Source organism: Burkholderia sp. JP2-270, assembly GCF_003233675.1.
Taxonomy (GTDB): domain Bacteria; phylum Pseudomonadota; class Gammaproteobacteria; order Burkholderiales; family Burkholderiaceae; genus Burkholderia; species Burkholderia pyrrocinia_C.
The window spans coordinates 67,191-92,866 of record NZ_CP029824.1; the positions used below are offsets into that span (position 1 = coordinate 67,191).

The following is a 25,676-nucleotide window of genomic DNA, read 5'->3' on the forward strand; positions in this document are numbered from 1 at the left end:
CCCGCTGCCCCGTCCATGCCGAACGGGCTCGCACCGTTCGGCTTTCAGCACTGAGCGCCTGCGCACGAAGCGCCCGCAACCCGCCCCGCCTTCGTTCAAACGCCCGTTTCGACTGCCCCGAACACCCGCGTCCACAGCGCCGTCACGGCCGCCCGCTCGTCTGCCACCACAGCAGGATCGACGCGCGCCTTCTCCATCCCGTCGAGTCGCAGCTTGTGCTGCAGCTTCCGGTACTTGCGGTAGGCCGCGCCGACGCGTTCGGCCTCGTCCTCGCCCATCAGCCCGAAGCGCGCGACCTCGCGCAGCAGCGCGATGTTGCCCGTGTTGCGGATCAGCTCGGCGTCGCTCGACGCGTGCAGCAGCACCCAGTACTGGACGATGAACTCGATGTCGACCATCCCGCCGCGATCGTGCTTCAGGTCGAACAGCTCGGTCTGGTTCGGGTGGCCGGCAAACACCTTGCCGCGCATGTCGACGATCTCCTTTGCGAGCACGCCGCCGTCGCGCGGCGTCGTCAGCACCTGCTGGCGGATCGCCTCGAAGTCCGCGCCGATCTGCGCGTCGCCCGCGCTGTAGCGGGCGCGCGTCAGCGCCTGGTGCTCCATACCCACGCGGTATTCGCGGCGTCGCCTTCGCGCAGCTGGTAGCGGCGGAACGCGTCGAGATCGGTGACGAGCAGCCCGGCCTCGCCGTTCGGCCGCAGCCGCAGATCGATGTCGAACAGCGCGCCCGCGCCCGTCGCCGTCGTGAGCCACGTGATGAGCCGCCGCGTGAAGGTCGTGTAGACGTCCGCCGAGCGCTCGTCGGGGTCGTCGTACAGGAAGATCAGGTCGAGATCCGATGCGTAGCCGAGCTCCTTGCCGCCTAGCTTGCCGTACGCGATCACCGCGAATTTCGGCACGTCGCGATGGCGCTTCGCGAGCTGCGACCAGACGACTTCGATCGTCACGTCGAGCACCGCATCGGCCAGCTCGGACAGCCGGTCGCTCACATGCTCGACCGACAGCTGCCCGGCGAGATCGATCAGCAGGATCCGGAACACCTCGGCGTGCTGCGCGTGCCGCAGCAGGTCCATCTGTTGCTCGGGGCCGTCGGCCGCCGCGAGGCGCGCGCGCAGCGCGTCCTTGAACGCGGGCCAGTCGAACGGGCTCGCGATCGCCTCGTCGTCGAGCAGTTCGTCGAGCAGTTGCGGGTGGCGGATCAGGTAACCGCCGCCCCAGCGCGTCGCACCGAGCACCGACAGCACGCGGTCGAGCGCGGCCGGATATTCGGTCAGCAGCGCGAGATAGACGCCGCGCCGGCTGACCGTCTCGAGCAGGTCGAACAGGCGCACGATCGTGTCGTCGCGGCGCGCGGCGTCGATCCGCGGCGCGGCCTCCAGCGCGCGTTGGGCAACGCGGTCGAAGCGGTGCCGGCTCTTTTCCGGCAGGCCCGTGTAGCGCGACGATTGCCAGACCGCGCGCAGCCGCGCGAGCACCGCCGCCGGATCGGCGAAGCCGAGGCCGTCGAGGCGGGCCGCGAGCGCGTCGTCCTCGCCGTCGTCGGCGAGCGCGCCGCTCCAGATCCACGCGGCGGCCGTCTCTTCGCCTGCGCCGCAAGGCGCGCCGTTCACCTTGTCGGCGAAGATCTGGTCGAACTGCGCCTCGACGAAGTTCCGGTACTCGTCCAGCACCGTCATCAGCGCCGCATAGTCGGCAAAGCCGAGCGACGCGGCCAGTGCCGCGCGTTCGTCGGGCTCGACCGGCATCGCGTGCGTCTGCGCGTCGTTGCGGTACTGCAGCCGGTGCTCGAGCGTGCGCAGGAATGTGTAAGCGTCGGTCAGGCGTGCGCACACGTCCTCGCCGATCAGCCCGCGCGCCTGCGCATGGCGCAGCACCGCGAGCGTCGGCCGCACGCGGAACTCCGCATCCTGGCCGCCGCGGATCAACTGGAACACCTGCGCGCTGAACTCGATCTCGCGGATCCCGCCGCGGCCGAGCTTGATGTCGTCGGCCTTGTCGGGGCGCATCGACGCGCGGCGCGCGGCCTCCTGCCGAATCTGCTGGTGCAGCGAACGGATCGCGCCGATCACGCCGAAATCGAGATAGCGGCGGTACACGAACGGCTTGACGATCGACTCGAGCTGCGACGCCAGCCGCCGCGCCGCGTCGCTGTCGCCTTCCGACACGAGCCGCCCCTTGATCCATGCATAGCGCTCCCACTCGCGCCCCTGCACGTAGAAATATTCCTCGAGCATCCCGATGCTGCACACGAGCGGCCCCGAATCGCCGTTCGGGCGCAGCCGCATGTCGACGCGAAACACGTAGCCGTCGGCGGTGACCTCGGACAGCACGCCGATCAGGCGCCGGCCAAGCCGCGTGAAGTATTCCTGCGTGGACAACGGCGCGCGCGCGCCGCCGGTCGTCTCGCCGTCGTCCTCGTACACGAAGATCAGGTCGATGTCCGACGACACGTTCAGCTCGCGGCCGCCGAGCTTGCCCATCCCGACCACGCCGAGTACGACGCGCTGGCCGTCGGCGCCGCGCGGCTCGCCGTACTGCGCCTCGAGTTCGGCCGACAGCAGCGCCAGCGAGCGCTGCACGGCCACTTCGGCAAGATCGGTCATCGCGCCCGTCACCTCGGCGACGTCCGCCAGCCCGCGCAGGTCGCGCTCCGCGACCGCGCCGAACGCCTCGGCGCGCAGTTGCCGCAGCGCGCGCTTCAGTTGCTCCTCGGACGGCGCGGCCGCGCCGTCCGGCATCGCGAGCAGTTCGGTGAGGCGCGCATCGAGCTGCGCGCGGGCGAGCGGCGCGGCGGCCCACGCGGCGACCTGCTCGGCCAGCGCGGGCCGCGCGGCGGCCGCGCGCGCGATATAACGGGAATAGGACGTGCTGATCAGGGCGGAAGCGTCGGTCATCGAGAAGCGGGCCTGGCGGTAAGGCCGGCCGGCGCGGGCAAACGCGTGCGCGCCCCGCTGCCGGCCGGCCCCATGGACTCGGCGCGGCATCGCGGGACGCGCGAGCGTCCGCCGCGAAACCGCGCGCCGGAAAGCCCGTGCCGTGCTGCCGCAACGGCCGCCGGCACGAACCCGTGTGATACATTTCAACGTCAATCTGCAAAACTACCATATCGCCGTCCGTCCGCCGCATGCCCGACCGTCAGGAATCCGCCGTAGCAGCGCCCGAAGCGGGACCTCCGAAGCACGATCATCCGGTCCTGCGTCGCGTGTTCAAGGTGACGCTGGCAGTCGGGATCGGCACTTACTTCGTTGCGGCCGGCGCGTTCCTCGGGCTGCGCTACGTGCTGCTGCCCCGCATCGACGAATTTCGCCCGCGCATCGAGCGCGTCGTGTCCGACAAGCTCCACGCGCAGCTTTCGATCGGCAAGCTTTCCCCGAACTGGTCCGGCATGCAGCCGGGCGTCGAACTCACGAACCTGACGATCCGCGGCCGTGACGGCAAGGTCGCGCTGTCGGTGCCGCACGCGACGGCCGCGCTGTCGTGGATGTCGCTGTTGCGGCTGTCGCCCGCGCTGTCGAGCCTGATCGTCGACCAGCCCGACCTCGTCGTCGCGCGCGCGGCCGACGGTTCGCTGAGCGTCGCGGGCGTCGGCGTGGCGACCACCCACGGCGGCAACGACACGTTCGGCACGTGGCTGCTGAAGCAGGAAGCGATCGTGCTGCGCGGCGGCACGCTGCGCTGGCGCGACGCGCAGCACGACGCGCCGGAACTCGCGCTGTCGGGCATCCGGATCGCGGTGCTCAACGACGGTCGCGTACACAAGGCCGCCCTGCAGGCGCCCGCGAACGGCACGCTGCTGCTCGGCCCGCTCGATTTCCGCGCGCGCTTCACGCACAAGGCGCTCGCGCCGGTCGGCAAGCCGTCGAACTGGACCGGCGACGCCTACTTGTCGACAGGCCCCGTCGATCTGCAGACGCTCGCCCGCTACCTCGACATACCGCTCATGATCCACGCGGGCCGGATCGACAATGCGATCTGGGCGACCTTCAGCGACGGCCACCTGCGCTCGGCCGGCGGCGACCTGCAGGGTGCCGACGTCGCGCTGCGCGTGCGTCCGACGCAGCCGCGGCTCGACGTGCCGACGGTCGGCTTCGGCTGGGACATGGTGCTCGATGCCGGCCACGACTACACGCTGCACCTGACGCGCTTCAACGCGGAACTCGGCCAGCCGCCGCTGCCTGACGGGACGCCGCTCGCGCGCTCGCTCGCGCTGTCGACGCTGACGGCCCGCTACCGCGTGCCGACGGCCAGCCAGGGGCAGCTGATCAGCGTCGTCGGCGACCGCGTCGATCTCGGCATCCTCAGCGAATTCATCCGCGGGCTGCCGCTACCGGCGCAACTGCGCAACGAGCTGATCAAGATCGACCCGCGCGGGATGGTGTCGAACTATCACATCGAGGTCGAGCGCGCGAAACCCGCGCGGGCCGAACTCGCCGACGAGGAGCGGCGCACCGGCGCCGCGCCGGTCGTCCGCTACCGCTTCCTCGGCGACCTGCAGGGCATCAGCTTCGCCGCGCAGGAGCCGCCGCCGGGCCTGTCGCCGCGCGGCCACCCGCGTGCCGGCTGGCCGGGCGTCGAGAACCTGTGGGGCCGCGTCGATGCGAACGAGACGGGCGGCGCCGCGCACTTCGACACGGTCAACGCGGCCGTCACGGTGCCCGGCGAGTTCGACGAGCCGCGCCTGACGTTCGACCGGCTGCGCGGCAACGCCAAATGGGTGGTCACGCCCGCGCCCGGCGACAAGCACGCGCGCGTCGACGTGACGCTGCCCGACCTGCTCGTCTCGAACCCCGATGCAGAAATCGCGGTGTCGGGCTCGTACACGAACCCCGGCCACGGCCGCGGCTCGCTCGACCTGCGCGCCGATTTCGCGCGCGCGTCGGTGGCGCGCATTCCGCGCTACCTGCCGACCGGGATGTCCGAGCACCTGCGCAACTATCTCGGCCACGCGCTGCAGGACGGCAAGGTGACCAAGGGCGCGTCGATCGTCGCCCGCGGCCCGCTCGAGAAATTCCCGTTCGAACACGAGCCGGACGCCGGCGTATTCCACATCGTCGCGCCGTTCACCGGCGGCCGCTTCGAGCCGACGCCGTATCCGCCGCGCAAGCTCGCGAACGGCACGCCGAGCGTCTGGCCGGCGCTCGACGGGATCGACGGCGTGTTCGAGCTCGCGCAGAACAAGCTGCGCTTCGACATCGACCGCGCGCACTACAAGCGCGTCGCGCTGACGAAGGTCGCGGGCCGCATCGACGATCTCGGCCGCCCGGCCGATTCGCCGCTCGTGATCGAAGGCCATGCGAACGGCCCGCTCGCCGATCTGCTCGACTACGCGGACAACAGCTCGCTCGGCGCGATGAGCGGCCACGCGGCGCAGCGGCTCGACGCGCAGGGCCCCGCGGCGCTGTCGCTCAAGCTGACGATTCCGCAGCGCATCGCGCACAAGCACACGGCCATCGAAGGCGCGCTCGCGTTCGGCGGCAACACGCTGTCGGCCGACGGCGTGCCGCCGCTGTCCGCGCTGCGCGGCCAGGTCCGCTTCACCGATGCCGGCGCGTCGCTGCACGAGCTGTCGGGCCGATTCCTCGGCGGTCCGGTACACGCGAACGGCAGCTTCCGGTCGCACGGCCCGTACGCGGTGGACGTCGACGGCCGGCTCGCGCTCGACGCCGCGCGCGGGCTGAACCTGCACGGCGCGGCTGCCGCGCTGCTCGAACATGTGATCGGCGACGCGCCGTACAAGGTCGCCGTGCGCGGCGTGCCGGGCCGCCTGCCCGACGTCACCGCGCGCTCCGACCTGACCGGCGTCGCGCTGGACTTCCCGGCGCCGTTCGCGAAGGCGGCCGGCACGCCGATGCCGTTCAGCTTCACGCTGCAGCCGGCGCCGCAGGCGGACGGCAAGCGCCTCGAACACGCCGACCTGACGCTCGGCCCCGTGTCCGCGACCTACCTGCTCGACGCGACGCGCGGCCAGCCGCTGCGCGCGGTGCGCGGCGCGATGGGCATCCACCGGATGCCCGACATGCCGCAGGACGGCGTAAGCGCGGCCGTCGACGTCGACGAACTCGATGCCGACGCGTGGCTCGCGCTCGCCCGCACGCTGAAGCCCGACACGCCGCGCGCGCCGGAGCCGCAGGCCGCGCCGCGCGTCGATCTCGCGAGCTTCGCGCCGAAACGCTTCGCGTTCCATTTCGGCACGCTGAAGCTGCTCAAGCGCAACTGGGAAAACGTGATCGTCGGCGCATCGCACGTCGACGAGCTGTGGCAGGCCAACATCGCGTCGAACCAGGTATCGGGCTACCTGTCATGGGCGCCGGGCGGCGGCTACAACGGCGCGGGCGTACTGAACGCGCGGCTCGCGAAGCTCGTGATTCCGGACAGCGCACAGCACGACCTCGTCGGCCGCGCGATGAACCTGCCGACGCCGACCGACCGCCCGATACCGTCGGTCGACCTGATCGTCGACCAGGTCGTCGCGCGCAACCACGACATCGGCCGCCTCGTCGTCAACGCGCGCAACATCGACGAAGACGGCACGCCCGTGTGGCAGCTCGACAAGCTGGAGCTGTCGAATCCGGCCGCGAAGCTGACGGCGACCGGCAACTGGCGCACGTCGCGCAGCGCGCTCGCCCGCGGCGCCGACGAAAACGATGCGCCGCGCCGCACCGTGTTCGACTTCAAGCTCGACATCGACAACGCGGGCGCGCTGCTCGACCGCGTCGGCCTGCCGCGCACGCTCGCGGACGGACACGGCACGGTAACGGGCAAGGTCGGCTGGCGCGGCGGCCCGACCGCGGTCGACTTCCCGTCGCTCGGCGGCCAGGTCGCGCTCGACCTCGAGCACGGGCAGATCCTGAAGGTCGATCCGGGCGCGGCGAAGCTGCTCGGGGTGCTGAGCCTGCAGAGCCTCGCGCGCTTCCTGACGCTGAATTTCCGCGACGTGGTCGGCAAGGGGCTGCCGTTCGACAAGATCACGGGCACCGGCCGGATCTCGAACGGGATCGCGCGCACCGACGACTTCTCGATGACGACCGGGCCCGCGAACGTGACGGTGCGCGGCGCGGTCGACCTCGGCACCGAAACCCAGGACCTGCACGCGCACGTCGCCCCGAAGATCGGCGCCGGCACGGCGGCGATCGCAGCCGCGATCGTCAATCCGCTGCTCGGCGTCGGCGTGCTGGCCGCGAACTACGCGCTGTCGGAAACGCTGTCGCACGCGTTCGCGCTCGACTACGCGATCACGGGCTCGTGGGCGCACCCGCACATCGAGCGGGTGCGGGGCGATCAGGGTAAGATGAATCACGGTCCGGCCGATGCAACGAACCATTGAGTTCCGCGCGCTGCCGGGCCGCACCCCATTTATGACGCAACCGATCCCGCGATGACCGACCACACCCGTTCCGCCACGCCCTTTCGGGTCGCCGCGCTGCAGATGGTGAGCACGCCGGACGTCACGCGCAATCTCGCCGAAGCCCGCCGCCTGATCGCGGAAGCGGCCGGCGAAGGCGCGCAGCTCGTGCTGCTGCCCGAGTATTTCTGCTTCATGGGCCACCGCGACACCGACAAGCTCGCGCTCGCCGAACCCTACCAGGACGGCCCGATCCAGCGCTTCCTCGCGGACGCCGCGCGCCGCCACGGCATCTGGGTGATCGGCGGCACGCTGCCGCTGAAGGCGCCGGAGCCCGATCGCGTGCTGAACACGACGCTCGTGTTCGATCCGTCCGGCAACGAGGCCGCGCGCTACGACAAGATCCACCTGTTCAACTTCGAGAAAGGCGACGAGTCGTTCGACGAGGCGCGCACGATCCGCGCGGGCGATACGGTCGTCACGTTCGATGCGCCGTTCGGGCGGGTCGGCCTGTCGGTCTGTTACGATCTGCGCTTTCCGGAGCTGTATCGCAGGATGGGCGACTGCGCGATGATCGTCGTACCGTCCGCGTTTACGTATACGACGGGCCGCGCGCACTGGGAAACGCTGCTGCGCGCGCGGGCCGTCGAGAACCAGTGCTACGTGCTCGCGGCCGCTCAGGGCGGCAAGCACGAGAACGGCCGGCGCACCTGGGGCCACAGCATGCTGATCGACCCGTGGGGCGAAGTCGTCGCGGTCCGCGACGTGGGCGCAAGCGTCGTGCTCGGCGCGATCGATCCGCAGCGCATCGCCGACGTGCGCCAGAGCCTGCCCGCGTGGCGGCACCGCGTGCTGACCTGAATCCGCCGCACCGCTTGAAACGCCGCGCGGCCAACCCATCTGCCCAGAAGCACCCGACAACTTTTTGAGAAACCCCGATATCCGCATGAACATCATCGAACCCGGCATCCGCAACCTCGCGCTGGCGAAGGACATCCTGCTCACGCCGTACGGCCTCGACGAAAGCCTGCTCACGCGCACGATCGCCGACATCTTCACGCATCGCGTCGACTATGCGGACCTGTACTTCCAGGCGACCCGCAGCGAAGCGTGGAGCCTCGAGGAAGGCATCGTCAAATCGGGCAGCTTCAGCATCGACCAGGGCGTCGGCGTGCGCGCGGTCGCGGGCGACCGGACCGCGTTCGCGTATTCCGACGACCTGTCGCCGGAAGCGATCGCGCAGGCGGCCGCGGCCACCAAGGCGATCGCGGCGGCCGGCGGCGGCCGGCAGAAGATCAAGGCGGCGACGTCGCTGAAGGGCATTTCGGGCCGCGACCTGTACCTGCCGTCCGATCCGCTCGCGTCGCTCGACGCGACGGCCAAGGTCAAGCTGCTCGAGCGCATCGAGCAGATGGCGCGCGGGCGCGACCCGCGCGTCACGCAGGTGATGGCGGGCCTCGCCGGCGAATACGACGTCGTGCTCGTCGCGCGCAGCGACGGCGCGCTCGCGGCCGACATCCGCCCGCTCGTGCGCGTGTCGGTCACGGTGATCGCCGAACAGAACGGCCGCCGCGAGATCGGCTCCGGCGGCGGCGGCGGCCGCTTCGACTACGGCTACTTCACCGATGAAGTGCTGTCGCGCTACGTCGACGACGCCGTGCACGCGGCACTCGTGAACCTCGACGCCCGCCCCGCGCCGGCCGGCGCGATGACGGTCGTGCTCGGGCCGGGCTGGCCGGGCGTGCTGCTGCACGAGGCGATCGGCCACGGCCTCGAGGGCGACTTCAACCGCAAGGGCTCGTCGGCATTCGCGGGCCGGATCGGCGAACAGGTCGCCGCGAAGGGCGTGACCGTCGTCGACGACGGCACGCTGCCGAACCGACGTGGCTCGCTGAACATCGACGACGAAGGCAACCCGACGCAGTGCACGACGCTGATCGAGGACGGCATCCTGAAGGGCTACATCCAGGACACGCTGAACGCGCGCCTGATGAAGATGCCGGTCACGGGCAACGCGCGGCGCGAGTCGTACGCGGCGCTGCCGATGCCGCGCATGACGAACACGTACATGCTGAACGGCGACAAGGATCCGCAGGAAATCATCGCGTCAGTGAAGAACGGCCTGTACGCGGTGAACTTCGGCGGCGGCCAGGTCGACATCACGAACGGCAAGTTCGTGTTCTCGGCGTCCGAGGCGTACATGATCGAGAACGGCAAGATCACGTATCCGGTGAAGGGCGCGACGCTGATCGGCAGCGGCCCCGAATCGCTGAAGTACGTGAGCATGATCGGCAACGACATGTCGCTCGACACGGGCGTCGGCGTGTGCGGCAAGGAAGGCCAGAGCGTGCCGGTCGGCGTCGGCCAGCCGACCCTGCGAATCGACAAGATGACGGTCGGCGGTACGGCATAACCGCATCGCAGCGCAGACAATCCGCGTATTTTGAAGAAAACGCGCGGATTGTCCGCATTTTTGACGCCTCCTGGTTGCCAGCCGCCCGGCGACGGGGTATAAATTCCGAATCAACTTTTTTGACGAACCGAATCTCCGTCATGTCCGCCAAGTTTTATTTTTACTTTTTTTTGGCATCTCAGACCGCTGGCGGATCGAGAGGGTTGATGGCGCGTAAAGCGCAACCGAAATTCCCGAAAAAACCGCCGGCAAACCCGGCGGTTTTTTTTTCGCCCTTCGCCACCCGGTCGCCGCCGCAGCGGTCCCGCGGCCCCGACCGAAACCACTGAATCGCTTGAATTGATGAATCTGCCGCACGCGCACTGACCGAACGGCGCCCGCAAAACCAGGAGAAACAGCATGCCCCCGCACAATACCGACGACGTCCGCATTCGCGAACTCAAGGAACTGACGCCGCCCGCCCACCTGATCCGCGAATTCGCGTGCTCCGAAGCCGCGTCCGAGCTGATCTACAACTCGCGCCAGTCGATGCACCGCATCCTGCACGGGATGGACGACCGGCTGATCGTCGTGATCGGGCCGTGCTCGATCCACGATACGAAGGCGGCGATCGAATACGCGGGCCGGCTCGTGAAGGAGCGCGAGCGCTTCAAGGGCGAACTGGAAATCGTGATGCGCGTGTACTTCGAGAAGCCGCGCACGACGGTCGGCTGGAAGGGGCTCATCAACGATCCGCACCTCGACAACAGCTTCAAGATCAACGAAGGGCTGCGCACCGCGCGCGAGCTGCTGCTGCAGATCAACGAGATGGGGCTGCCGGCCGCGACCGAATACCTCGACATGATCAGCCCGCAGTACATCGCCGACCTGATCTCGTGGGGCGCGATCGGCGCGCGCACGACCGAGTCGCAGGTGCACCGCGAGCTCGCGTCGGGGCTGTCGTGCCCGGTCGGCTTCAAGAACGGCACCGACGGCAACGTGAAGATCGCGGTCGACGCGATCAAGGCCGCGTCGCAGCCGCACCATTTCCTGTCGGTGACGAAGGGCGGCCACTCGGCGATCGTGTCGACGGCCGGCAACGAGGACTGCCACGTGATCCTGCGCGGCGGCAAGACGCCGAACTACGACGCGGACAGCGTGAACGCCGCGTGCGCGGACATCGGCAAGGCCGGCCTCGCCGCGCGCCTGATGATCGACGCGAGCCACGCGAACAGCTCGAAGAAGCATGAGAACCAGATCCCGGTGTGCGCGGACATCGGCCGCCAGATCGCGGCGGGCGACGAGCGGATCGTCGGCGTGATGATCGAGTCGCATCTCGTCGAAGGCCGTCAGGACCTGAAGGAAGGCTGCCCGCTGACCTACGGCCAGAGCATCACCGATGCGTGCATCGCGTGGGACGACAGCGTGAAGGTGCTCGAAGGGCTCGCGGAATCGGTCAAGGCGCGCCGCGTGGCGCGCGGCAGCGGCAACTGATCACTGGCGTCGCAACGAAAATGCCCGGCTCGCGCCGGGCATTTTTTATTGGCCGGAGACCACCCGTCAGCGCATCACTCGAGCGCGCCCGAGCCGAAGATTTCGGTATTGATGCGTTCCGGCGCGACGCCGAGCGCAACCAGCGCATCGCGCTGCGCCTTCATGAACGCAATCGGGCCGCAGATGTAGTAGTCGGCGCCCGGCACCAGCGCGAATTCCTTCACGCGTTCCGGCGTGAGCCGCCCTTCGAGGTCATGGTCGATGCCGGCGCGGTCGTCCGGGCCGACCAGTTCGTACAGCACCGTGCGCTTGAAGTTCGCATGCTCGCGCACCGTATCGTTCAGCCAGTCGCGGAACGCGTGCACCGCACCCGAACGGCATGCATGGACGAAGCGCACGTCGCGCTTGCTGCCTTCCGACACCAGCGTCGACGCCATCGACACCATCGGCGTCAGGCCGACGCCGCCGGAGATCAGCACGACCGGCGTATCGACGCCGCGCTTCAGCGAGAATTCGCCCATCGGCGCGGTCACTTCGACGATCGCACCCTCATCCACGCCGTCGTGCATCAGCGTCGACACCTTGCCGGCCGGGATCGCCTCGGGCTGGCCCGACTCGCGCTTCACCGAGATACGCAGCCACTTGCCGTGCGGCGCGTCGGACAGGCTGTACTGGCGAGGCTGGTCAACGCCGAGATCGCCGACGAAGCGCTTCACCGTGACGTACTGGCCCGGCTCGAAGGTCGGCGCCGTACCGCCGTCGGCCGGGCTCAGGTAGAACGACGTGATCTCGTCGCTCTCGCGCACCTTGCGCGCCACCTTGAACGGACGGAAGCCGCTCCAGGCCGCGCCCGCATACAGGTCGGCCTCGGCGCCGATCAGGATCTGCGCGAGCTGGCCGTACGCGACGCGCCAGGCTTCGAGCGTGTCGGCATCGACCGCGTCGCCGAGCACTTCGACGATCGACGCGAGCAGGTTCTCGCCGACGATCGGGTAATGCTCGGGACGGATGTTCAGGCTCGCGTGCTTGTGCGCGATGTGCGACACCGCACCGCCGAGCGCGCCGAGATTGTCGATGTTCGCCGCATACGCATAGACCGCCTTCGCGAGCGTTTCCGGCTGGCTGCCGGTCTTCTGATGCGTCTGGTTGAACAGGTTTTTCAGTTCCGGATGGCGCGCGAACATGCGCTGGTAGAAATGCTTCGTGATCGTCGCGCCGTGCACGGCGAGGACAGGGGCAGTGGCCTTCACGCGAGCCATCTGGTCAGCGGTGATCTGGGTCATGTTCGGTTCTCCGTTAAACATGCACATACGATACATGTTTAAAAACCTGCCTCACCCGGACAAATTGTCGCAGTGCGCAAAAGCGCCACGGCGCGCTAGCGGACGCGCCCGCGCTCCCACAGCACGTCCGTCCCGCCGTCGGCACAGTTCAGTACGCGCGCCAGCACGAACAGCAGGTCCGATAGCCGGTTCACGTATCGCCGCGGCGCATCGTTGAGCGTTTCGTCGCGGCCGAGCGCGACGATCGAGCGCTCCGCGCGGCGGCACACCGTCCGGCACACGTGCGCGAGCGACGCCGCGCGCGAGCCGGCCGGCAGGATGAATTCCTGCAGCGGCTGCAGCGTCGCGTTGTAGTCGGCGAGCCACCGGTCGAGGCGCGCGAGATGCGTGTCGTCGAGCACCGCATGGCCGGGGATGCACAGTTCGCCGCCGAGATCGAACAGGTCGTGCTGGATCGTGACGAGCGCGGTGCGCACGTCGTCCGGCAGCGTCTCGGCGAGCAGCACGCCGAGGTTCGAGTTCAGTTCGTCGACGTCGCCGATCGCCGCGATTCGCACGTCGTCCTTGCCGATGCGCCGTCCGTCGCCGAGGCCGGTGGTGCCGTCATCGCCCGTGCGCGTCGCGATCTTGCTCAAGCGGTTGCCCATGCGAATGTCCTCTCGTACGCGGCCGCGATGCGGCCCGGGTGGGTTGAAACACGATTATCGCAGCCCGCGGCGGGGCTCGCAGCAGGCGTTACAGCGTAGAATGGACCGAAAGTTCGACAAGCAGTCAGGAGACATTCGTGAATCACCCCGCCCGCCTGCCACCACGCGCCGCCCGCTGCCCCCCGCCATGCTCGATGCGCTGCGCGCCGCCTTCGGCGAGCGCGTGTCGACCGCCGACGCGGTCCGCGAGCACCACGGCCGAGACGAATCGCCGTTCGATCCGCAACTGCCCGATGCCGTCGTGTTCGCGCGCAGCGCGGACGACGTGCGCGAAGCCGTGTCGCTGTGCTCGCTCTACAGCGTGCCGCTGATCCCGTACGGCGCCGGCTCGTCGCTCGAAGGCCACCTGCTCGCGGTGCGCGGCGGCATCTCCGTCGACCTGTCGGAAATGAACCGCGTGCTGTCGATCAACGCCGAAGACCTGACCGTGACGGTCGAGCCGGGCATCACGCGCAAGGCGCTCAACGAAGCGCTGCGCGACACCGGCCTGTTCTTCCCGATCGACCCGGGCGCCGACGCCAGCATCGGCGGGATGACCGCGACCCGCGCATCGGGCACCAACGCCGTGCGCTACGGCACGATGCGCGAGAACGTGCTCGGCCTGACCGCCGTGCTCGCCGACGGCCGCGTCGTGAAGACGGGTTCGCGCGCGCGCAAGTCGTCCGCCGGCTACGACCTCACGCGCCTGTTCGTCGGTTCCGAAGGCACGCTCGGCGTGATCACCGAGATCACGCTGCGCCTGCACCCGCTGCCCGAAGCCGTGTCGGCCGCGATCTGCACGTTCCCGACGATGGGCGACGCGGTGCGCACCGTGATCGAGACGATCCAGATCGGCGTGCCGATCGCGCGCGTCGAATTCGTCGATTCGCTCGCCGTGCGCTCGATCAACCGCCACTCGAACCTGACGCTCACCGAAGCGCCGACACTGTTTTTCGAATTCCACGGCACCGAGGCCGGCGTGAAGGAACAGGCCGAACTCGTGCAGGCGCTCGCCGGCCAGAACAACGGCCAGGGCTTCGAATGGGCAACCCGCCCCGAGGACCGCAGCCGGCTCTGGGCCGCGCGCCACAATGCGTACTTCGCGATGCTGCAATTGAAGCCGGGCTGCCGCGCGGTGACGACCGACGTCTGCGTGCCGATCTCGCAACTCGCCGCGTGCGTCGAGGAAACCGAAGTCGACCTGCGCGCATCGTCGCTGCCCTGCCCGATCGTCGGCCACGTCGGCGACGGCAATTTCCACGTCGCGATCCTGATCGATCCCGACAAGCCCGAGGAAATCGCCGAAGCCGAGCACATCAACGACCGGATCGTCGAGCGCGCGCTGCGCCTCGGCGGCACCTGCACGGGCGAGCACGGCGTCGGGCTGCACAAGATGCGCTTCCTGCCGAAGGAGCACGGCGACAACGCGATCGACACGATGCGCGCGATCAAGCTCGCGCTCGATCCGCGCAACCTGATGAATCCCGGCAAGATTTTCACGTGCTGAGACGCGGCGGCGCGACGTCGCACCGCCTGCTGCAGGAGACCCCATGAACGCTCCCGTCGAACTGTCGAGCGCAGCACGCGCGCAGCGCCAGCGCGAAGTCGTGCAGGCCCTGATGGCCGTGCTGCCGACGCACTGCCTGCTGTACCGCGACGAAGACACGGCGCCGTACGAATGCGACGGCCTGTCCGCCTACCGCCGCCTGCCGCTCGCGGTCGCGCTGCCCGAAACGGAATCGCAGGTGCAGCGGATCGTGCAGATCTGCCGCCGCATGGACGTGCCGATCGTGCCGCGCGGCGCAGGCACGAGCCTGTCGGGCGGCGCGCTGCCGATCGCGCTCGGCGTCGTGCTGTCGCTCGCGCGCTTCACGCGCATCGTCGAAGTCGACCCGTACGCGCGCACGGCGACCGTGCAGCCCGGCGTGCGCAACCTCGCGATCTCGGAAGCCGCCGCGCCGTACGGCCTGTATTACGCGCCCGATCCGTCGTCGCAGATCGCCTGCACGATCGGCGGCAACGTCGCGGAAAATTCCGGCGGCGTCCATTGCCTGAAATACGGGCTGACCGTGCACAACGTGATGCGCGTGCGCGCGGTGACGATCGACGGCGAGATCGTCGAGTTCGGCTCGCTCGCGCTCGACATGCCGGGCCTCGACCTGCTCGCCGTGATGATCGGCAGCGAAGGGATGTTCGCGATCGTCACCGAAGTCACGGTGCGGCTGATCCCGAAGCCGCAGACCGCGCAACTCGTGATGGCGAGCTTCGACGACGTGGTCAAGGGCGGCGAAGCCGTCGCGGCGATCATCGCGTCGGGCATCATCCCGGCCGGGCTCGAGATGATGGACAAGCCGGCCACGCAGGCCGTCGAGGCGTTCACGCATGCGGGCTACGACCTCGACGCGAAGGCGATCCTGCTGTGCGAATCGGACGGCACGCCGGAAGAAGTCGCCGAAGAGATCGTGCGGATGACGGCCGTGCTGCGCGAGCACGGCGCGACGCTCATCCAGGTGTCGCGCAACGAACACGAGCGGCTGCGCTTCTGGTCGGGCCGCAAGAACGCGTTCCCGGCCGCCGGCCGCATTTCCGCCGACTATTACTGCATGGACGGCACCGTGCCGCGCCGCGCGATCGGCCCGCTGCTCGCGCGCATCGAACAGCTCGAGACGCGCTACGGCCTGCGCTGCATCAACGTGTTCCATGCGGGCGACGGCAACATGCATCCGCTGATCCTGTACAACGCGAACGATCCGGACGAACTGCACCGCGCCGAGGAATTCGGCGCGGAAATCCTCGAATGCTGCGTGGAATTCGGCGGCAGCGTGACGGGCGAGCACGGCGTCGGCATCGAGAAGCTCAATTCGATGTGCGTACAGTTCTCGCCGCAGGAGCGCGATGCGTTCTTCGCGGTCAAGCGCGCATTCGATCCCGCGGGGCTGCTGAACCCCGACAAGGGCATCCCGACCCGTGCGCGCTGCGCCGAGTACGGCCGCCAGCACGTGCGCGGCGGGCTGCTGCCGCACCCCGACCTGCCCCGCTTCTGAGCGTCGCGCCGGGGCGCGGGGCGCGCCGGCGGCACGGCCCGCGCCGTGCTGCCGTGCCCGCGCGGCCCATTCGCACGGCGGCGCGGGCATGCGGTCTGCCATGCGGCCTGCAATACGGGGCTTAGGGATAGTCGCGATGTGGAATCGCGCCACCCCGGTACAATCGACCGAACAACAAGTCGAGGCGGCAACAGAACATGGAAGAGGACGACATCGTCGCCGGATGGGCCGAGCGCATCCGCGCGGCCAGCGCCGACGGCCGGCCGCTGCGGATTCGCGGCGGCGGCACCAAGGACTGGTACGGCCAGGCGATCGAGGGCGAAATACTCGACACGCGCGCGTTTCAGGGCATCGTGTCGTACGACCCGGCCGAACTCGTCGTCACGGTCCGCGCGGGCACGCCGCTCGCTCAGCTTGAAACCGTCCTCGCCGAGTGCGGCCAGATGCTGCCGTTCGAGCCGCCGCACTTCGGCCGCGCGGCCACCGTCGGCGGCTGCATCGCGGCGGGCCTCGCAGGCCCGCGCCGCGCCACCTGCGGCGCACCGCGCGATTTCGTGCTCGGCGTCACGCTGATGAACGGCCGCGGCGAGGTGCTGCGCTTCGGCGGTCAGGTCGTGAAGAACGTCGCCGGCTACGACGTGTCGCGGCTGATGGCCGGTTCGCTCGGCACGCTCGGGCTGATGCTCGACCTGTCGATCAAGGTGCTGCCGATGCCCGTCGCCGAAGTCACGCTGAAGTTCGAGATGACCGCGATCGACGCGGTGCGCAAGCTCAACGAATGGGGCGGCCATCCGCTGCCCGTCAGCGCGAGCGCGTGGCGCAACGGCACGCTCGTGCTGCGCCTGTCGGGCGCCGAAGCGGCCGTGAAATCCGCGAAGGCGCTGCTCGGCGGCGAAGTCGTCGACGCGGTCGAAGCCGAGCGCTTCTGGGCCGGCCTGCGCGAGCATACCGACCCGTTCTTCAACGGCATCCCGCCCGGCTATGCACTGTGGCGCCTCGCACTGCCGTCGATCACCGAGCCGATGCACCTGCCCGGCACCCAGCTGATGGAATGGGGCGGCGCGCAGCGCTGGTGGATCACCGACGCCGATGCGCAGACCGTACGCATGAGCGCGAAGCAGGCCGGCGGCCACGCGACGCTGTTCCGCGCGGGCGACGCGTACGACCGCAGCGCGGGCGTGTTTACGCCGCTGCCAGCGCCGATGATGAAAATCCACCGCGGGCTGAAGGCCGCGTTCGATCCCGCTCGCATCTTCAACCGCGGCCGGCTCTACCCCGATCTCTGACGATGCAAACGAACCTCGCCGATTTCATCCGCAACACGCCCGACGGCGACGAGGCCGACGCGATCCTGCGCAAGTGCGTGCATTGCGGGTTCTGCACCGCGACCTGCCCGACCTATCAACTGCTCGGCGACGAACTCGACGGCCCGCGCGGGCGCATCTACCTGATCAAGCAGATGGTCGAAGGCGCGACCGTCACGCGCAGCACGCAGCAGCACCTCGACCGCTGCCTCACGTGCCGCAGTTGCGAGACGACCTGCCCGTCCGGCGTCCAGTACGGCCGGCTCGTCGAGATCGGCCGCAAGCACGTCGAGGCGCAGGTGCGGCGCCCCGTGCAGCAGCGTCTCGTGCGCCGCGTGCTCGCAAGCCTCGTGCCGAACGCCGCGCTGTTTTCGCCGATGATGCGGCTCGGCCAGCACGTGCGGCCGCTGCTGCCGAAGCGGCTGCGCGACAAGGTGCCGCCGCGCACGCGGCTGCTCGAATGGCCGAACCGCACGCATACGCGCAAGATGCTGATGCTCGGCGGCTGCGTGCAGCCGTCGATGCTGCCGAACATCAACATCGCGACCGCGCGCGTGCTCGACGCGCTCGGCATCGAAACGGTCGTCGCGCCCGACGCGGGCTGCTGCGGCGCGATCCGCCTGCACCTGAACTATCACGACGAGGCGCTCGACGACGCGCGCCGCAACATCGACGCATGGTGGCCCCATGTCGAACAAGGCGCCGAGGCGATCGTGATGAACGCGTCGGGCTGCGGCGCAACGGTGCTCGAATACGCGCACCTGCTGCGCGACGACCCGGCCTACGCAGAGAGGGCGCATCGCATCGTCTCGCTGACGCGCGACATCTCCGACGTGCTGCTCGCATTCGAGGCCGAACTCGCGACGCTCGCACGGCGCCGCGCGATCCATACCGTCGCGTACCATCCGCCGTGCACGCTGCAGCATGGGCAGCAGTCGCGCGGCAAGGTCGAACGCCTGCTCGAGACGCTCGGCATCGACGTGCGGCTGCCGGCCGACAGCCATCTGTGCTGCGGCTCGGCCGGCACCTATTCGCTGACGCAGCCGTCGCTGTCGTACCGGTTGCGCAAGCAGAAGCTGCTGAAGCTGCAGGCGCTCGAACCTCAGATGATCGTGTCCGGCAATATCGGCTGCATCGCGCACCTGCAGAGCGGCACGCAGATTCCGGTCGTGCACTGGATCCAGCTCGTCGAGCATTTGCTGTACGGCTAGGGCCTGTTCACGCGGCGTCCGTATAATGGGCGGATCGATGCGTCGCGTGCCGCGGCGCATCGGCTTCATGCCTGTTTCCGTGCCTGTCTTCGCGCCCGTCATGTCCGATCTCGCTGCCCGTCTCGAATCCGTTCATCGCCGCATCGCCGACGCCGCCCGCGCGGCCGGCCGCGATCCCGCCACCGTGTCGCTGCTCGCCGTCTCGAAGACGTTTCCCGCCGACGACGTACGCGCCGCGCACGCGGCCGGGCAACACGCATTCGGCGAAAACTACGTGCAGGAAGCGATCGACAAGATCGACGCGCTCGCCGATCTGCGCGCGTCGCTCGAATGGCATTTCATCGGGCCGCTGCAATCGAACAAGACGCGCCCGGTCGCCGAGCGCTTCGACTGGGTCCATTCGGTCGACCGGCTGAAGATCGCGCAGCGCCTGTCGGAACAACGCCCCGCGCACCTGCCGCCGCTCAACGTGTGCGTGCAGGTGAACATCAGCGGCGAGGCGTCGAAGAGCGGCGTCGCGCCAGCCGACGTGGCCGACGTCGCGCGCGCGGTCGCCGCGCTGCCGTCGCTGCGGCTGCGCGGCCTGATGGCGATCCCCGAACCGGCCGGCGACACCGAAGCGCAACGCGCACCGCATCGCGCGCTGCGCGCGCTGTTCGACGCATTGCGTGCCGGCGGCCTGCCGCTCGATACGTTGTCGATGGGCATGTCCACCGATCTCGATGCGGCCGTGCTCGAAGGCGCGACGATCGTGCGCGTCGGCACCGCGATCTTCGGTGCGCGCGATTATTCGCACTGAGCGCCGCGCCCTTTCCGCCTTTCCGTTCACTCACTCGCTCAATCGGACATCATGAAAATCGCATTCATCGGCGGCGGCAACATGGCCGCGGCCCTGATCGGCGGCCTGATCAAGCGCGGCGTAGCCGCCGACGGCCTGTATGCCATCGACATCAACGAGGACGTCCGCGCGCGCGCCGCGCAGCAATTCGGCGTGCGCACCGGTGCAGCCGTCGACGCGACGCTCGCCGATTACGACGCGGTCGTGCTCGCGGTGAAGCCGCAGGTGCTGAAGGACGTCGCAAAGGCGCTCGCGCCGCACCTGAAGTCGCAGCTCGTGATCAGCATCGCGGCCGGCATTCGCGGCACGGACCTCGCGCGCTGGCTCGGCGACTACGCCCGCGTCGTGCGCACGATGCCGAACACGCCCGCGCTCGTCGGCATGGGCGTGACGGGCCTCGCCGCGCTGCCGGGCGTCGACGCGGCGGGCCGCGAACTCGCGTCGAACGTGCTCGGCGCGGTCGGCGAGATCGTATGGTTCGACGACGAATCGCAGCTCGACGCCGTCACGGCCATTTCGGGCAGCGGCCCCGCATACGTGTTCTATTTCATCGAAGCGCTGCAGGAAGCCGCGCGCCGCCTCGGCATGAATGACGAACAGGGCCGCGCGCTCGCAGTCGCGACGTTCGCGGGCGCTGCGCAGCTCGCCGCGCAATCGGGCGAACCGGCGAGTGTGCTGCGCGAACGCGTGACGTCGAAGGGCGGCACGACGGCCGCCGCGCTCGCGTCGTTCGACGCGCAGGGCGTGAAGGAAGCGATCGTGCGCGGCGCGCTCGCGGCCGAGGCACGCGCAAAGGAAATGGGCGACGAGCTCGGCCGCGCGTAAGCGCGCCCGTGGTGCCGGCTTCGCTGGCACGGGACGAAAAAAAGCGGCCCCGCGGCCGCTTTTTTATTGGCAACCCGCGCGAACGCGCGGCTTCGTTCAGCTGCCGGCCAGCAGGTAATGCGCGGCGATCCCCGCGAACAGCACGCCACCGAGCCAGTTGTTGTGCCGGAACGCCGCGAAGCACGGCATCCGTTCGCGGTCCTTGATCAGCGTGTAGTGATACAGCGCGCAGCCGACCGCCGCCGCCCAGCCGGCCCAGTACGCCAGGCCGAAGCCGAGCGTCACGCCGATCCATACGTAGATGCCGAGCGTCGCCGCATAACACGCCATCACGGCCGCGACGTCGAAGCGGCCGAACGTCAGCGCGGACGTGCGGATGCCGATCTTGATGTCGTCGTCGCGATCGACCATCGCGTATTCGGTGTCGTACGCGACCGACCAGAAAATGTTCGCGACCAGCATCACCCACGCGATCGCCGGCACCGTGTCCTGCACGGCCGCGAACGCCATCGGAATGCCGAAGCCGAACGCGATGCCGAGGTACGCCTGCGGAATCGCGAAGAAACGCTTCATGAACGGATAGGAGCCCGCGACGAACAGCGCGACGACGGACAGTTCCTTCGTCAGCGTGTTCAGCGGCAGGATCAGCAGGAACGCGATGAACGACAGCCCGACCGCGATCGCGACGGCTTCCCATGCGCGGATCTTGCCCGACGTCAGCGGCCGGTCGGCCGTGCGCTTCACGTGGCGGTCGAAATCGCGGTCGGCGTAGTCGTTCATCGCACAGCCGGCCGAACGCATCAGCAGCGTGCCGAGCGTGAAGATCACGAGCAGCGGCCAGCGCGGGTGGCCATCCGACGCGATCCACAGCGCATTGAGCGTCGGCCAGAGCAGCAGCAGGCTGCCGATCGGCTTGTCCATCCGGACGAGCCGCAGATACAGGGGAAAGCGGGCAAGCATGGCGAAGCACCGGGAAGATAATCCCGGCATTTTAGAGCCGAGCGGCGCTTCCCGTCATGTCGGCGCGGGCCGCAGCCGGCAGCCGGCGGACGCGCCCGGGCCGCCGGGGCCCGCCGCACACGGCGGCGCGGCGATGCACGTAAATCAAGGGACAGGTTCGGCCCGCACGAAACTTCGCGCTCAGTTGCCCGCAACCGGCGCAAGCGCGTGCAGCGCCTGCGCGACCAGCACGGCCGCGCCACCGCCGGCGATCGCAAAGCCGACGAAGCGCCGCACCACCGCGGCCGGCGCCCGCGTCACCGGGGCCGCGAACGCGGCGCGCATGTCCAGCATCATTTGCGTCATGGTCGTCACTCCTTCGACAAGACGTCGGTTCCAGAAAAAACGGCCGATCGTTCGACCGGCCGTTTCACGTTACTGCGTTACCGCACTGCCGCATTACGCGGCGGCCAGGTTCATGCGAGGTCGAAGCGGTCGAGGTTCATCACCTTGTTCCAGGCCGCGACGAAGTCGCGTGCGAACTTCTCCTTCGCATCCGCGCTGCCGTACACCTCGGCCAGCGCGCGCAGTTGCGCGTGCGAGCCGAAGATCAGGTCGACGCGCGTGCCCGTCCACTTGACCTTGCCCGTCGCGCGATCGCGCCCTTCGAACACGTCGTTCGCGGCCGACACCGGCTTCCATTCCGTGCCCATGTCGAGCAGGTTCACGAAGAAGTCGTTCGTCAGCGTTTCCGGACGGTCGGTGAACACACCGTGCTTCGCATCGCCGACGTTCGTGCCGAGCACGCGCAGGCCACCGACGAGCACCGTCATCTCGGGCGCGCTCAGCGTCAGCAGTTGCGCCTTGTCGACCAGCAGCGCCTCGGCCGGCGTCTTGTACGCATGCTTCAGGAAGTTGCGGAAGCCGTCCGCCAGCGGCTCGAGCACGGCCATCGCGTCGATGTCGGTCTGCTCCGGCGACGCATCCGCGCGGCCCGGTGCGAACGGCACCGTCACCGCCACGCCCGCATTCTTCGCCGCCTGCTCGACACCGGCCGCACCGGCCAGCACGATCAGGTCGGCAAGCGACACCTTCTTGCCGCCCGTCTGCGCATCGTTGAACGCCTTCTGCACGCCTTCGAGCGTCGCGAGCACCTTCGCGAGTTCAGCCGGCTGGTTCACTTCCCAGTCCTTCTGCGGCGCGAGGCGGATGCGCGCACCGTTCGCGCCGCCGCGCTTGTCCGAACCGCGGAACGTCGCAGCCGACGCCCATGCGGTCGACACGAGCTGCGACACCGACAGGCCCGATGCGAGCACCTTCGCCTTCAGTGCCGCGACGTCGGCATCGTCGATCAGCGGGTGGTCGACAGCCGGGATCGGGTCCTGCCACAGCAGCTGCTCCGCGGGCACGTCCGGGCCGAGATAGCGGGCGCGCGGCCCCATGTCGCGGTGCGTGAGCTTGAACCACGCGCGTGCGAACGCGTCGGCGAACTCGGCCGGGTTCTCGTAGAAGCGGCGCGAGATCTTTTCGTATGCCGGGTCGAAACGCAGCGACAGGTCGGTCGTGAGCATCGTCGGGCGATGCTTCTTCGACGGGTCGTACGCATCCGGAATCACGTCGCCGGCGTCCTTCGCGACCCACTGGTGCGCGCCGGCCGGGCTCTTCGTGAGCTCCCACTCATAGCTGAACAGGTGCTTGAAGAAGTCGTTGCTCCACTGCGTCGGCGTCGACGTCCACGTGACTTCGAGGCCGCTCGTGATCGCGTCCGCGCCCTTGCCGGTGCCGAACGAGCTCTTCCAGCCGAGACCTTGCTGCTCGAGGCCCGCGGCTTCCGGCTCGGGGCCGACGTTCGATGCCGGGCCGGCGCCGTGCGTCTTGCCGAACGTGTGGCCGCCGGCGATCAGCGCGACCGTCTCTTCGTCGTTCATCGCCATCCGCGCGAACGTCTCACGGATGTCGTGCGCGGCCGCAACCGGGTCGGGGTTGCCGTCCGGGCCTTCCGGGTTCACGTAGATGAGGCCCATCTGCACGGCGGCGAGCGGGCTTTCGAGGTCGCGCTTGCCCGAGTAACGGCTGTTCGGGCCGCCGCTCAGTTCCAGCCAGATCTTTTCCGAGCCCCAGTAGACGTCGTCCGGCTCCCACGTGTCGACGCGGCCGCCGGCGAAGCCGAAGGTCTTGAAGCCCATCGATTCGAGCGCGACGTTGCCGGTCAGGATCAGCAGGTCGGCCCACGAGATGTTGCGGCCGTATTTCTGCTTGATCGGCCACAGCAGCCGGCGCGCCTTGTCGAGGCTCACGTTGTCCGGCCAGCTGTTGAGCGGCGCGAAGCGCTGCTGCCCGCCGCCCGCGCCGCCGCGGCCGTCGGCCGTGCGGTACGTGCCGGCGCTATGCCAGGCCATGCGGATGAACAGGCCGCCGTAGTGGCCGAAGTCGGCCGGCCACCAGTCCTGCGACATCGTCATCAGCGCATGCAGGTCCTTCTTCACCGCCGCGAGGTCCAGCTTCCTGAATGCCTCGGCATAGTCGAAATCCTTGTCCATCGGATCGGACAGCGCCGAATGCCGGTGCAGGATGTTCAGGTTCAGCTGATTCGGCCACCAGTCCTTGTTCGTCGTGCCGCTGCCTGCGGTGTGGTTGAACGGGCACTTCGTTTCGGTCGACATGCGTTTTCTCCTTGGCTTGCTCGTATGCCTCCACCTGCTCGCTCCGGCGGCATGCCGGGCGCTGTCTGTGGAGTGTCATTGCGGGGATGGGAAACGGAACAGGTAGGGTCCCTCCTGTCGTACTACGGGATGTCGTGCGTGACCTTTGCCGCGCGTTCCCGCTGCGACGCGCCGCAGGCGGGGCGCTCGGGGAACCGGCCCCCGGCAGACGTCGTGCCGGCGATGCGCGTGGTGTTCCAGCTTTCGGACATGCGATGCTCTCTCATGGCTTGACGGCGGGTGAAGCGGGGGCACGCAGGACCGGCATGCGGCAACGTTCATCCGCCGTACACACGGTCCGCCAGGTACGCGAATGCAATCGGACGCAGGCTGCGAACCGCAACCCTGGCGCGATGTACGACCCCGTCGCGCGACGGGATGTTCCGCTGCGCGTGCTGCAATACCGACCGCATCATGACATCCTCCTCTGGCGCTTGCATTCAGCGTGCAAATCGAACGTCGACATGACGCCGATCCATGTAAATGATTCTATTTACATCTATCGATTATTTGAATTTGATTAATTTTATCTATGCGATAGGGAAAAATAAACGGAGTCGCAAGACCCCGTTCATCGTGTTGTCACGCACGCCGCAGCTCGGTCAGTTCATCGTCGCCGGCATGTCGAGCTTCGCGACGCCCGGCAGTTCGCAGGCGGAAATCGCATCGCTGATCGCGTCGATCGCGGGCATCCGCGTGAAGCTCTTGCGCCACACGAGCACCACGCGGCGGTCGGGCACCGGCTCGTTGAACGGCACATACGACAGCAACTCGGCATCGGGGCCGTTCGCGCGCGGGCCGACCTCGGCGACCGACATCCGCGGCAGCACGGTGATGCCGACGCCGCTCGCGACCATATGGCGGATCGTCTCGAGCGACGAGCCCTCGAAGGTCTTCTGGATGCCGTCGGCCGTCTGCGAGAAACGCATCAGCTCCGGGCACACGCCGAGCACGTGATCGCGGAAGCAGTGGCCGTTGCCGAGCAGCAGCATGGTTTCCTGCTTCAGGTCCGCGGCGTCGATTTCCTCGCGCTTCTCCCACGGATGGCCGGCCGGCAGCGCGACGACGAACGGCTCGTCGTACAGCGGGCGCACCATCAGGCCGGTTTCCGGGAACGGCAGCGCCATGATCGCGGCGTCGATCTCGCCCTGCTTCAGCAGTTCGAGCAGCTTCAGCGTGTAGTTCTCCTGCAGCATCAGCGGCATCTGCGGGACACGCTGGATCATCTGCTTGACGAGCGTCGGCAGCAGGTACGGCCCGATCGTGTAGATCACGCCGAGACGGAACGGGCCGACGAGCGGGTCCTTGCCCTGCTTCGCGATCTCCTTGATCGCGAAGGTCTGCTCGAGCACGCGCTGCGCCTGCGTGACGATCTGGTCGCCGATCGGCGTCACGCTCACTTCGCTCGCGCCGCGCTCGAAAATCTGCACGTTGAGCTCGTCTTCGAGCTTCTTGATCGCCACCGACAGCGTCGGCTGGCTCACGAAGCATGCTTCGGCCGCGCGGCCGAAATGCCGTTCGCGCGCGACCGCGACGATGTATTTCAATTCAGTCAGCGTCATTGTGGGTCAATCAGAGATATACATGCGATAGGTTTAATTTATACACCCTCCG

The 25,676-nt window shown here is 68.7% G+C and carries 19 protein-coding genes and 1 pseudogene; 12 read left to right on the top strand and 8 right to left on the bottom strand.

What is annotated here, in order from left to right; genetic code table 11:
* Nucleotides 1–95: 95 nt before the first annotated feature.
* Nucleotides 96–2,896: pseudogene (gene glnE, locus DM992_RS00290) on the bottom strand (bifunctional [glutamate--ammonia ligase]-adenylyl-L-tyrosine phosphorylase/[glutamate--ammonia-ligase] adenylyltransferase).
* A gap of 230 nt (nt 2,897–3,126) precedes the next feature.
* Here glnE and DM992_RS00295 point away from each other — a divergent pair.
* The 5 genes from DM992_RS00295 (at nt 3,127) to aroG (ending at nt 11,230) form a co-directional block, all read left to right on the top strand.
* On the top strand, nt 3,127–7,326 hold the full coding sequence (locus DM992_RS00295; protein ID WP_111015258.1) for a YhdP family protein: 4,200 nt from the start codon (nt 3,127–3,129) through the stop codon (nt 7,324–7,326).
* Nucleotides 7,327–7,377: 51 nt separating this feature from the next.
* Nucleotides 7,378–8,205, top strand: a complete 828-nt coding sequence (locus DM992_RS00300) for a carbon-nitrogen hydrolase family protein (RefSeq protein ID WP_111015259.1) — start codon at nt 7,378–7,380, stop codon at nt 8,203–8,205.
* Between the two features lie 85 nt (nt 8,206–8,290).
* On the top strand, nt 8,291–9,757 hold the full coding sequence (tldD, locus tag DM992_RS00305) for a metalloprotease TldD (RefSeq protein ID WP_021163847.1): 1,467 nt from the start codon (nt 8,291–8,293) through the stop codon (nt 9,755–9,757).
* A gap of 140 nt (nt 9,758–9,897) precedes the next feature.
* Entirely contained in the window at nt 9,898–10,086 is a 189-nt protein-coding gene (locus tag DM992_RS42580; RefSeq protein WP_162631556.1) for a hypothetical protein, read from the top strand.
* A gap of 70 nt (nt 10,087–10,156) precedes the next feature.
* On the top strand, nt 10,157–11,230 hold the full coding sequence (gene aroG / locus DM992_RS00315; RefSeq protein ID WP_034182785.1) for a 3-deoxy-7-phosphoheptulonate synthase AroG: 1,074 nt from the start codon (nt 10,157–10,159) through the stop codon (nt 11,228–11,230).
* A gap of 74 nt (nt 11,231–11,304) precedes the next feature.
* Here aroG and hmpA read toward each other — a convergent pair whose 3' ends face one another.
* Together hmpA and DM992_RS00325 are read right to left on the bottom strand one after the other, a co-directional pair.
* A complete protein-coding gene (gene hmpA, locus DM992_RS00320) occupies nt 11,305–12,513 on the bottom strand; it encodes an NO-inducible flavohemoprotein (RefSeq protein ID WP_111015260.1) in 1,209 nt (402 codons plus the stop codon).
* Between the two features lie 95 nt (nt 12,514–12,608).
* On the bottom strand, nt 12,609–13,160 hold the full coding sequence (locus tag DM992_RS00325) for a cob(I)yrinic acid a,c-diamide adenosyltransferase (RefSeq protein WP_111015261.1): 552 nt from the start codon (nt 13,158–13,160) through the stop codon (nt 12,609–12,611).
* Between the two features lie 187 nt (nt 13,161–13,347).
* On the opposite strand from DM992_RS00325, the gene DM992_RS00330 reads away from it, so the two are divergent.
* The 6 genes from DM992_RS00330 to proC all read left to right on the top strand — a co-directional run bounded on the left by DM992_RS00330 (nt 13,348) and on the right by proC (nt 20,421).
* On the top strand, nt 13,348–14,706 hold the full coding sequence (locus DM992_RS00330) for an FAD-linked oxidase C-terminal domain-containing protein (protein ID WP_111015262.1): 1,359 nt from the start codon (nt 13,348–13,350) through the stop codon (nt 14,704–14,706).
* A 43-nt stretch (nt 14,707–14,749) separates the two neighbouring features.
* Nucleotides 14,750–16,243, top strand: a complete 1,494-nt coding sequence (locus DM992_RS00335) for an FAD-linked oxidase C-terminal domain-containing protein (protein ID WP_111015263.1) — start codon at nt 14,750–14,752, stop codon at nt 16,241–16,243.
* A 197-nt stretch (nt 16,244–16,440) separates the two neighbouring features.
* Nucleotides 16,441–17,529 (top strand): glycolate oxidase subunit GlcE, encoded by a 1,089-nt coding sequence (gene glcE / locus DM992_RS00340; RefSeq protein WP_111015264.1) that lies wholly within the window; start codon nt 16,441–16,443, stop codon nt 17,527–17,529.
* A 2-nt stretch (nt 17,530–17,531) separates the two neighbouring features.
* The gene (gene glcF / locus DM992_RS00345; RefSeq protein WP_111015265.1) at nt 17,532–18,758 is read left to right on the top strand and encodes a glycolate oxidase subunit GlcF; all 1,227 of its coding nucleotides are present in this window, start codon (nt 17,532–17,534) and stop codon (nt 18,756–18,758) included.
* Between the two features lie 100 nt (nt 18,759–18,858).
* Entirely contained in the window at nt 18,859–19,557 is a 699-nt protein-coding gene (locus DM992_RS00350; RefSeq protein ID WP_111017751.1) for a YggS family pyridoxal phosphate-dependent enzyme, read from the top strand.
* Nucleotides 19,558–19,608: 51 nt separating this feature from the next.
* Complete coding sequence (proC, locus tag DM992_RS00355) at nt 19,609–20,421, top strand: pyrroline-5-carboxylate reductase (protein ID WP_111015266.1); 813 nt, start codon at nt 19,609–19,611, stop codon at nt 20,419–20,421.
* A 96-nt stretch (nt 20,422–20,517) separates the two neighbouring features.
* On the opposite strand, the gene ubiA is transcribed toward proC, so the two are convergent.
* The 4 genes from ubiA to DM992_RS43345 all read right to left on the bottom strand — a co-directional run bounded on the left by ubiA (nt 20,518) and on the right by DM992_RS43345 (nt 24,274).
* Nucleotides 20,518–21,381 carry a 4-hydroxybenzoate octaprenyltransferase gene (gene ubiA, locus DM992_RS00360; protein ID WP_111015267.1) on the bottom strand — a complete coding sequence of 288 codons (864 nt, stop codon included), beginning with the start codon at nt 21,379–21,381 and terminating at the stop codon, nt 20,518–20,520.
* Between the two features lie 180 nt (nt 21,382–21,561).
* The gene (locus DM992_RS42215; RefSeq protein ID WP_204356096.1) at nt 21,562–21,726 is read right to left on the bottom strand and encodes a hypothetical protein; all 165 of its coding nucleotides are present in this window, start codon (nt 21,724–21,726) and stop codon (nt 21,562–21,564) included.
* 110 nt (nt 21,727–21,836) lie between these two features.
* The gene (katG, locus tag DM992_RS00365; protein ID WP_111015268.1) at nt 21,837–24,023 is read right to left on the bottom strand and encodes a catalase/peroxidase HPI; all 2,187 of its coding nucleotides are present in this window, start codon (nt 24,021–24,023) and stop codon (nt 21,837–21,839) included.
* 122 nt (nt 24,024–24,145) lie between these two features.
* Nucleotides 24,146–24,274: a hypothetical protein gene (locus tag DM992_RS43345; RefSeq protein ID WP_275427572.1), complete on the bottom strand. Its 129-nt coding sequence runs from the start codon at nt 24,272–24,274 to the stop codon at nt 24,146–24,148.
* Nucleotides 24,275–24,277: 3 nt separating this feature from the next.
* On the opposite strand from DM992_RS43345, the gene DM992_RS41430 reads away from it, so the two are divergent.
* Nucleotides 24,278–24,586 (top strand): hypothetical protein, encoded by a 309-nt coding sequence (locus tag DM992_RS41430; protein ID WP_162631557.1) that lies wholly within the window; start codon nt 24,278–24,280, stop codon nt 24,584–24,586.
* Nucleotides 24,587–24,664: 78 nt separating this feature from the next.
* Here the strand turns inward: DM992_RS41430 and DM992_RS00370 are convergent, their stop codons facing one another.
* The gene (locus DM992_RS00370; protein WP_111015269.1) at nt 24,665–25,624 is read right to left on the bottom strand and encodes a LysR substrate-binding domain-containing protein; all 960 of its coding nucleotides are present in this window, start codon (nt 25,622–25,624) and stop codon (nt 24,665–24,667) included.
* Nucleotides 25,625–25,676 lie beyond the last annotated feature (52 nt).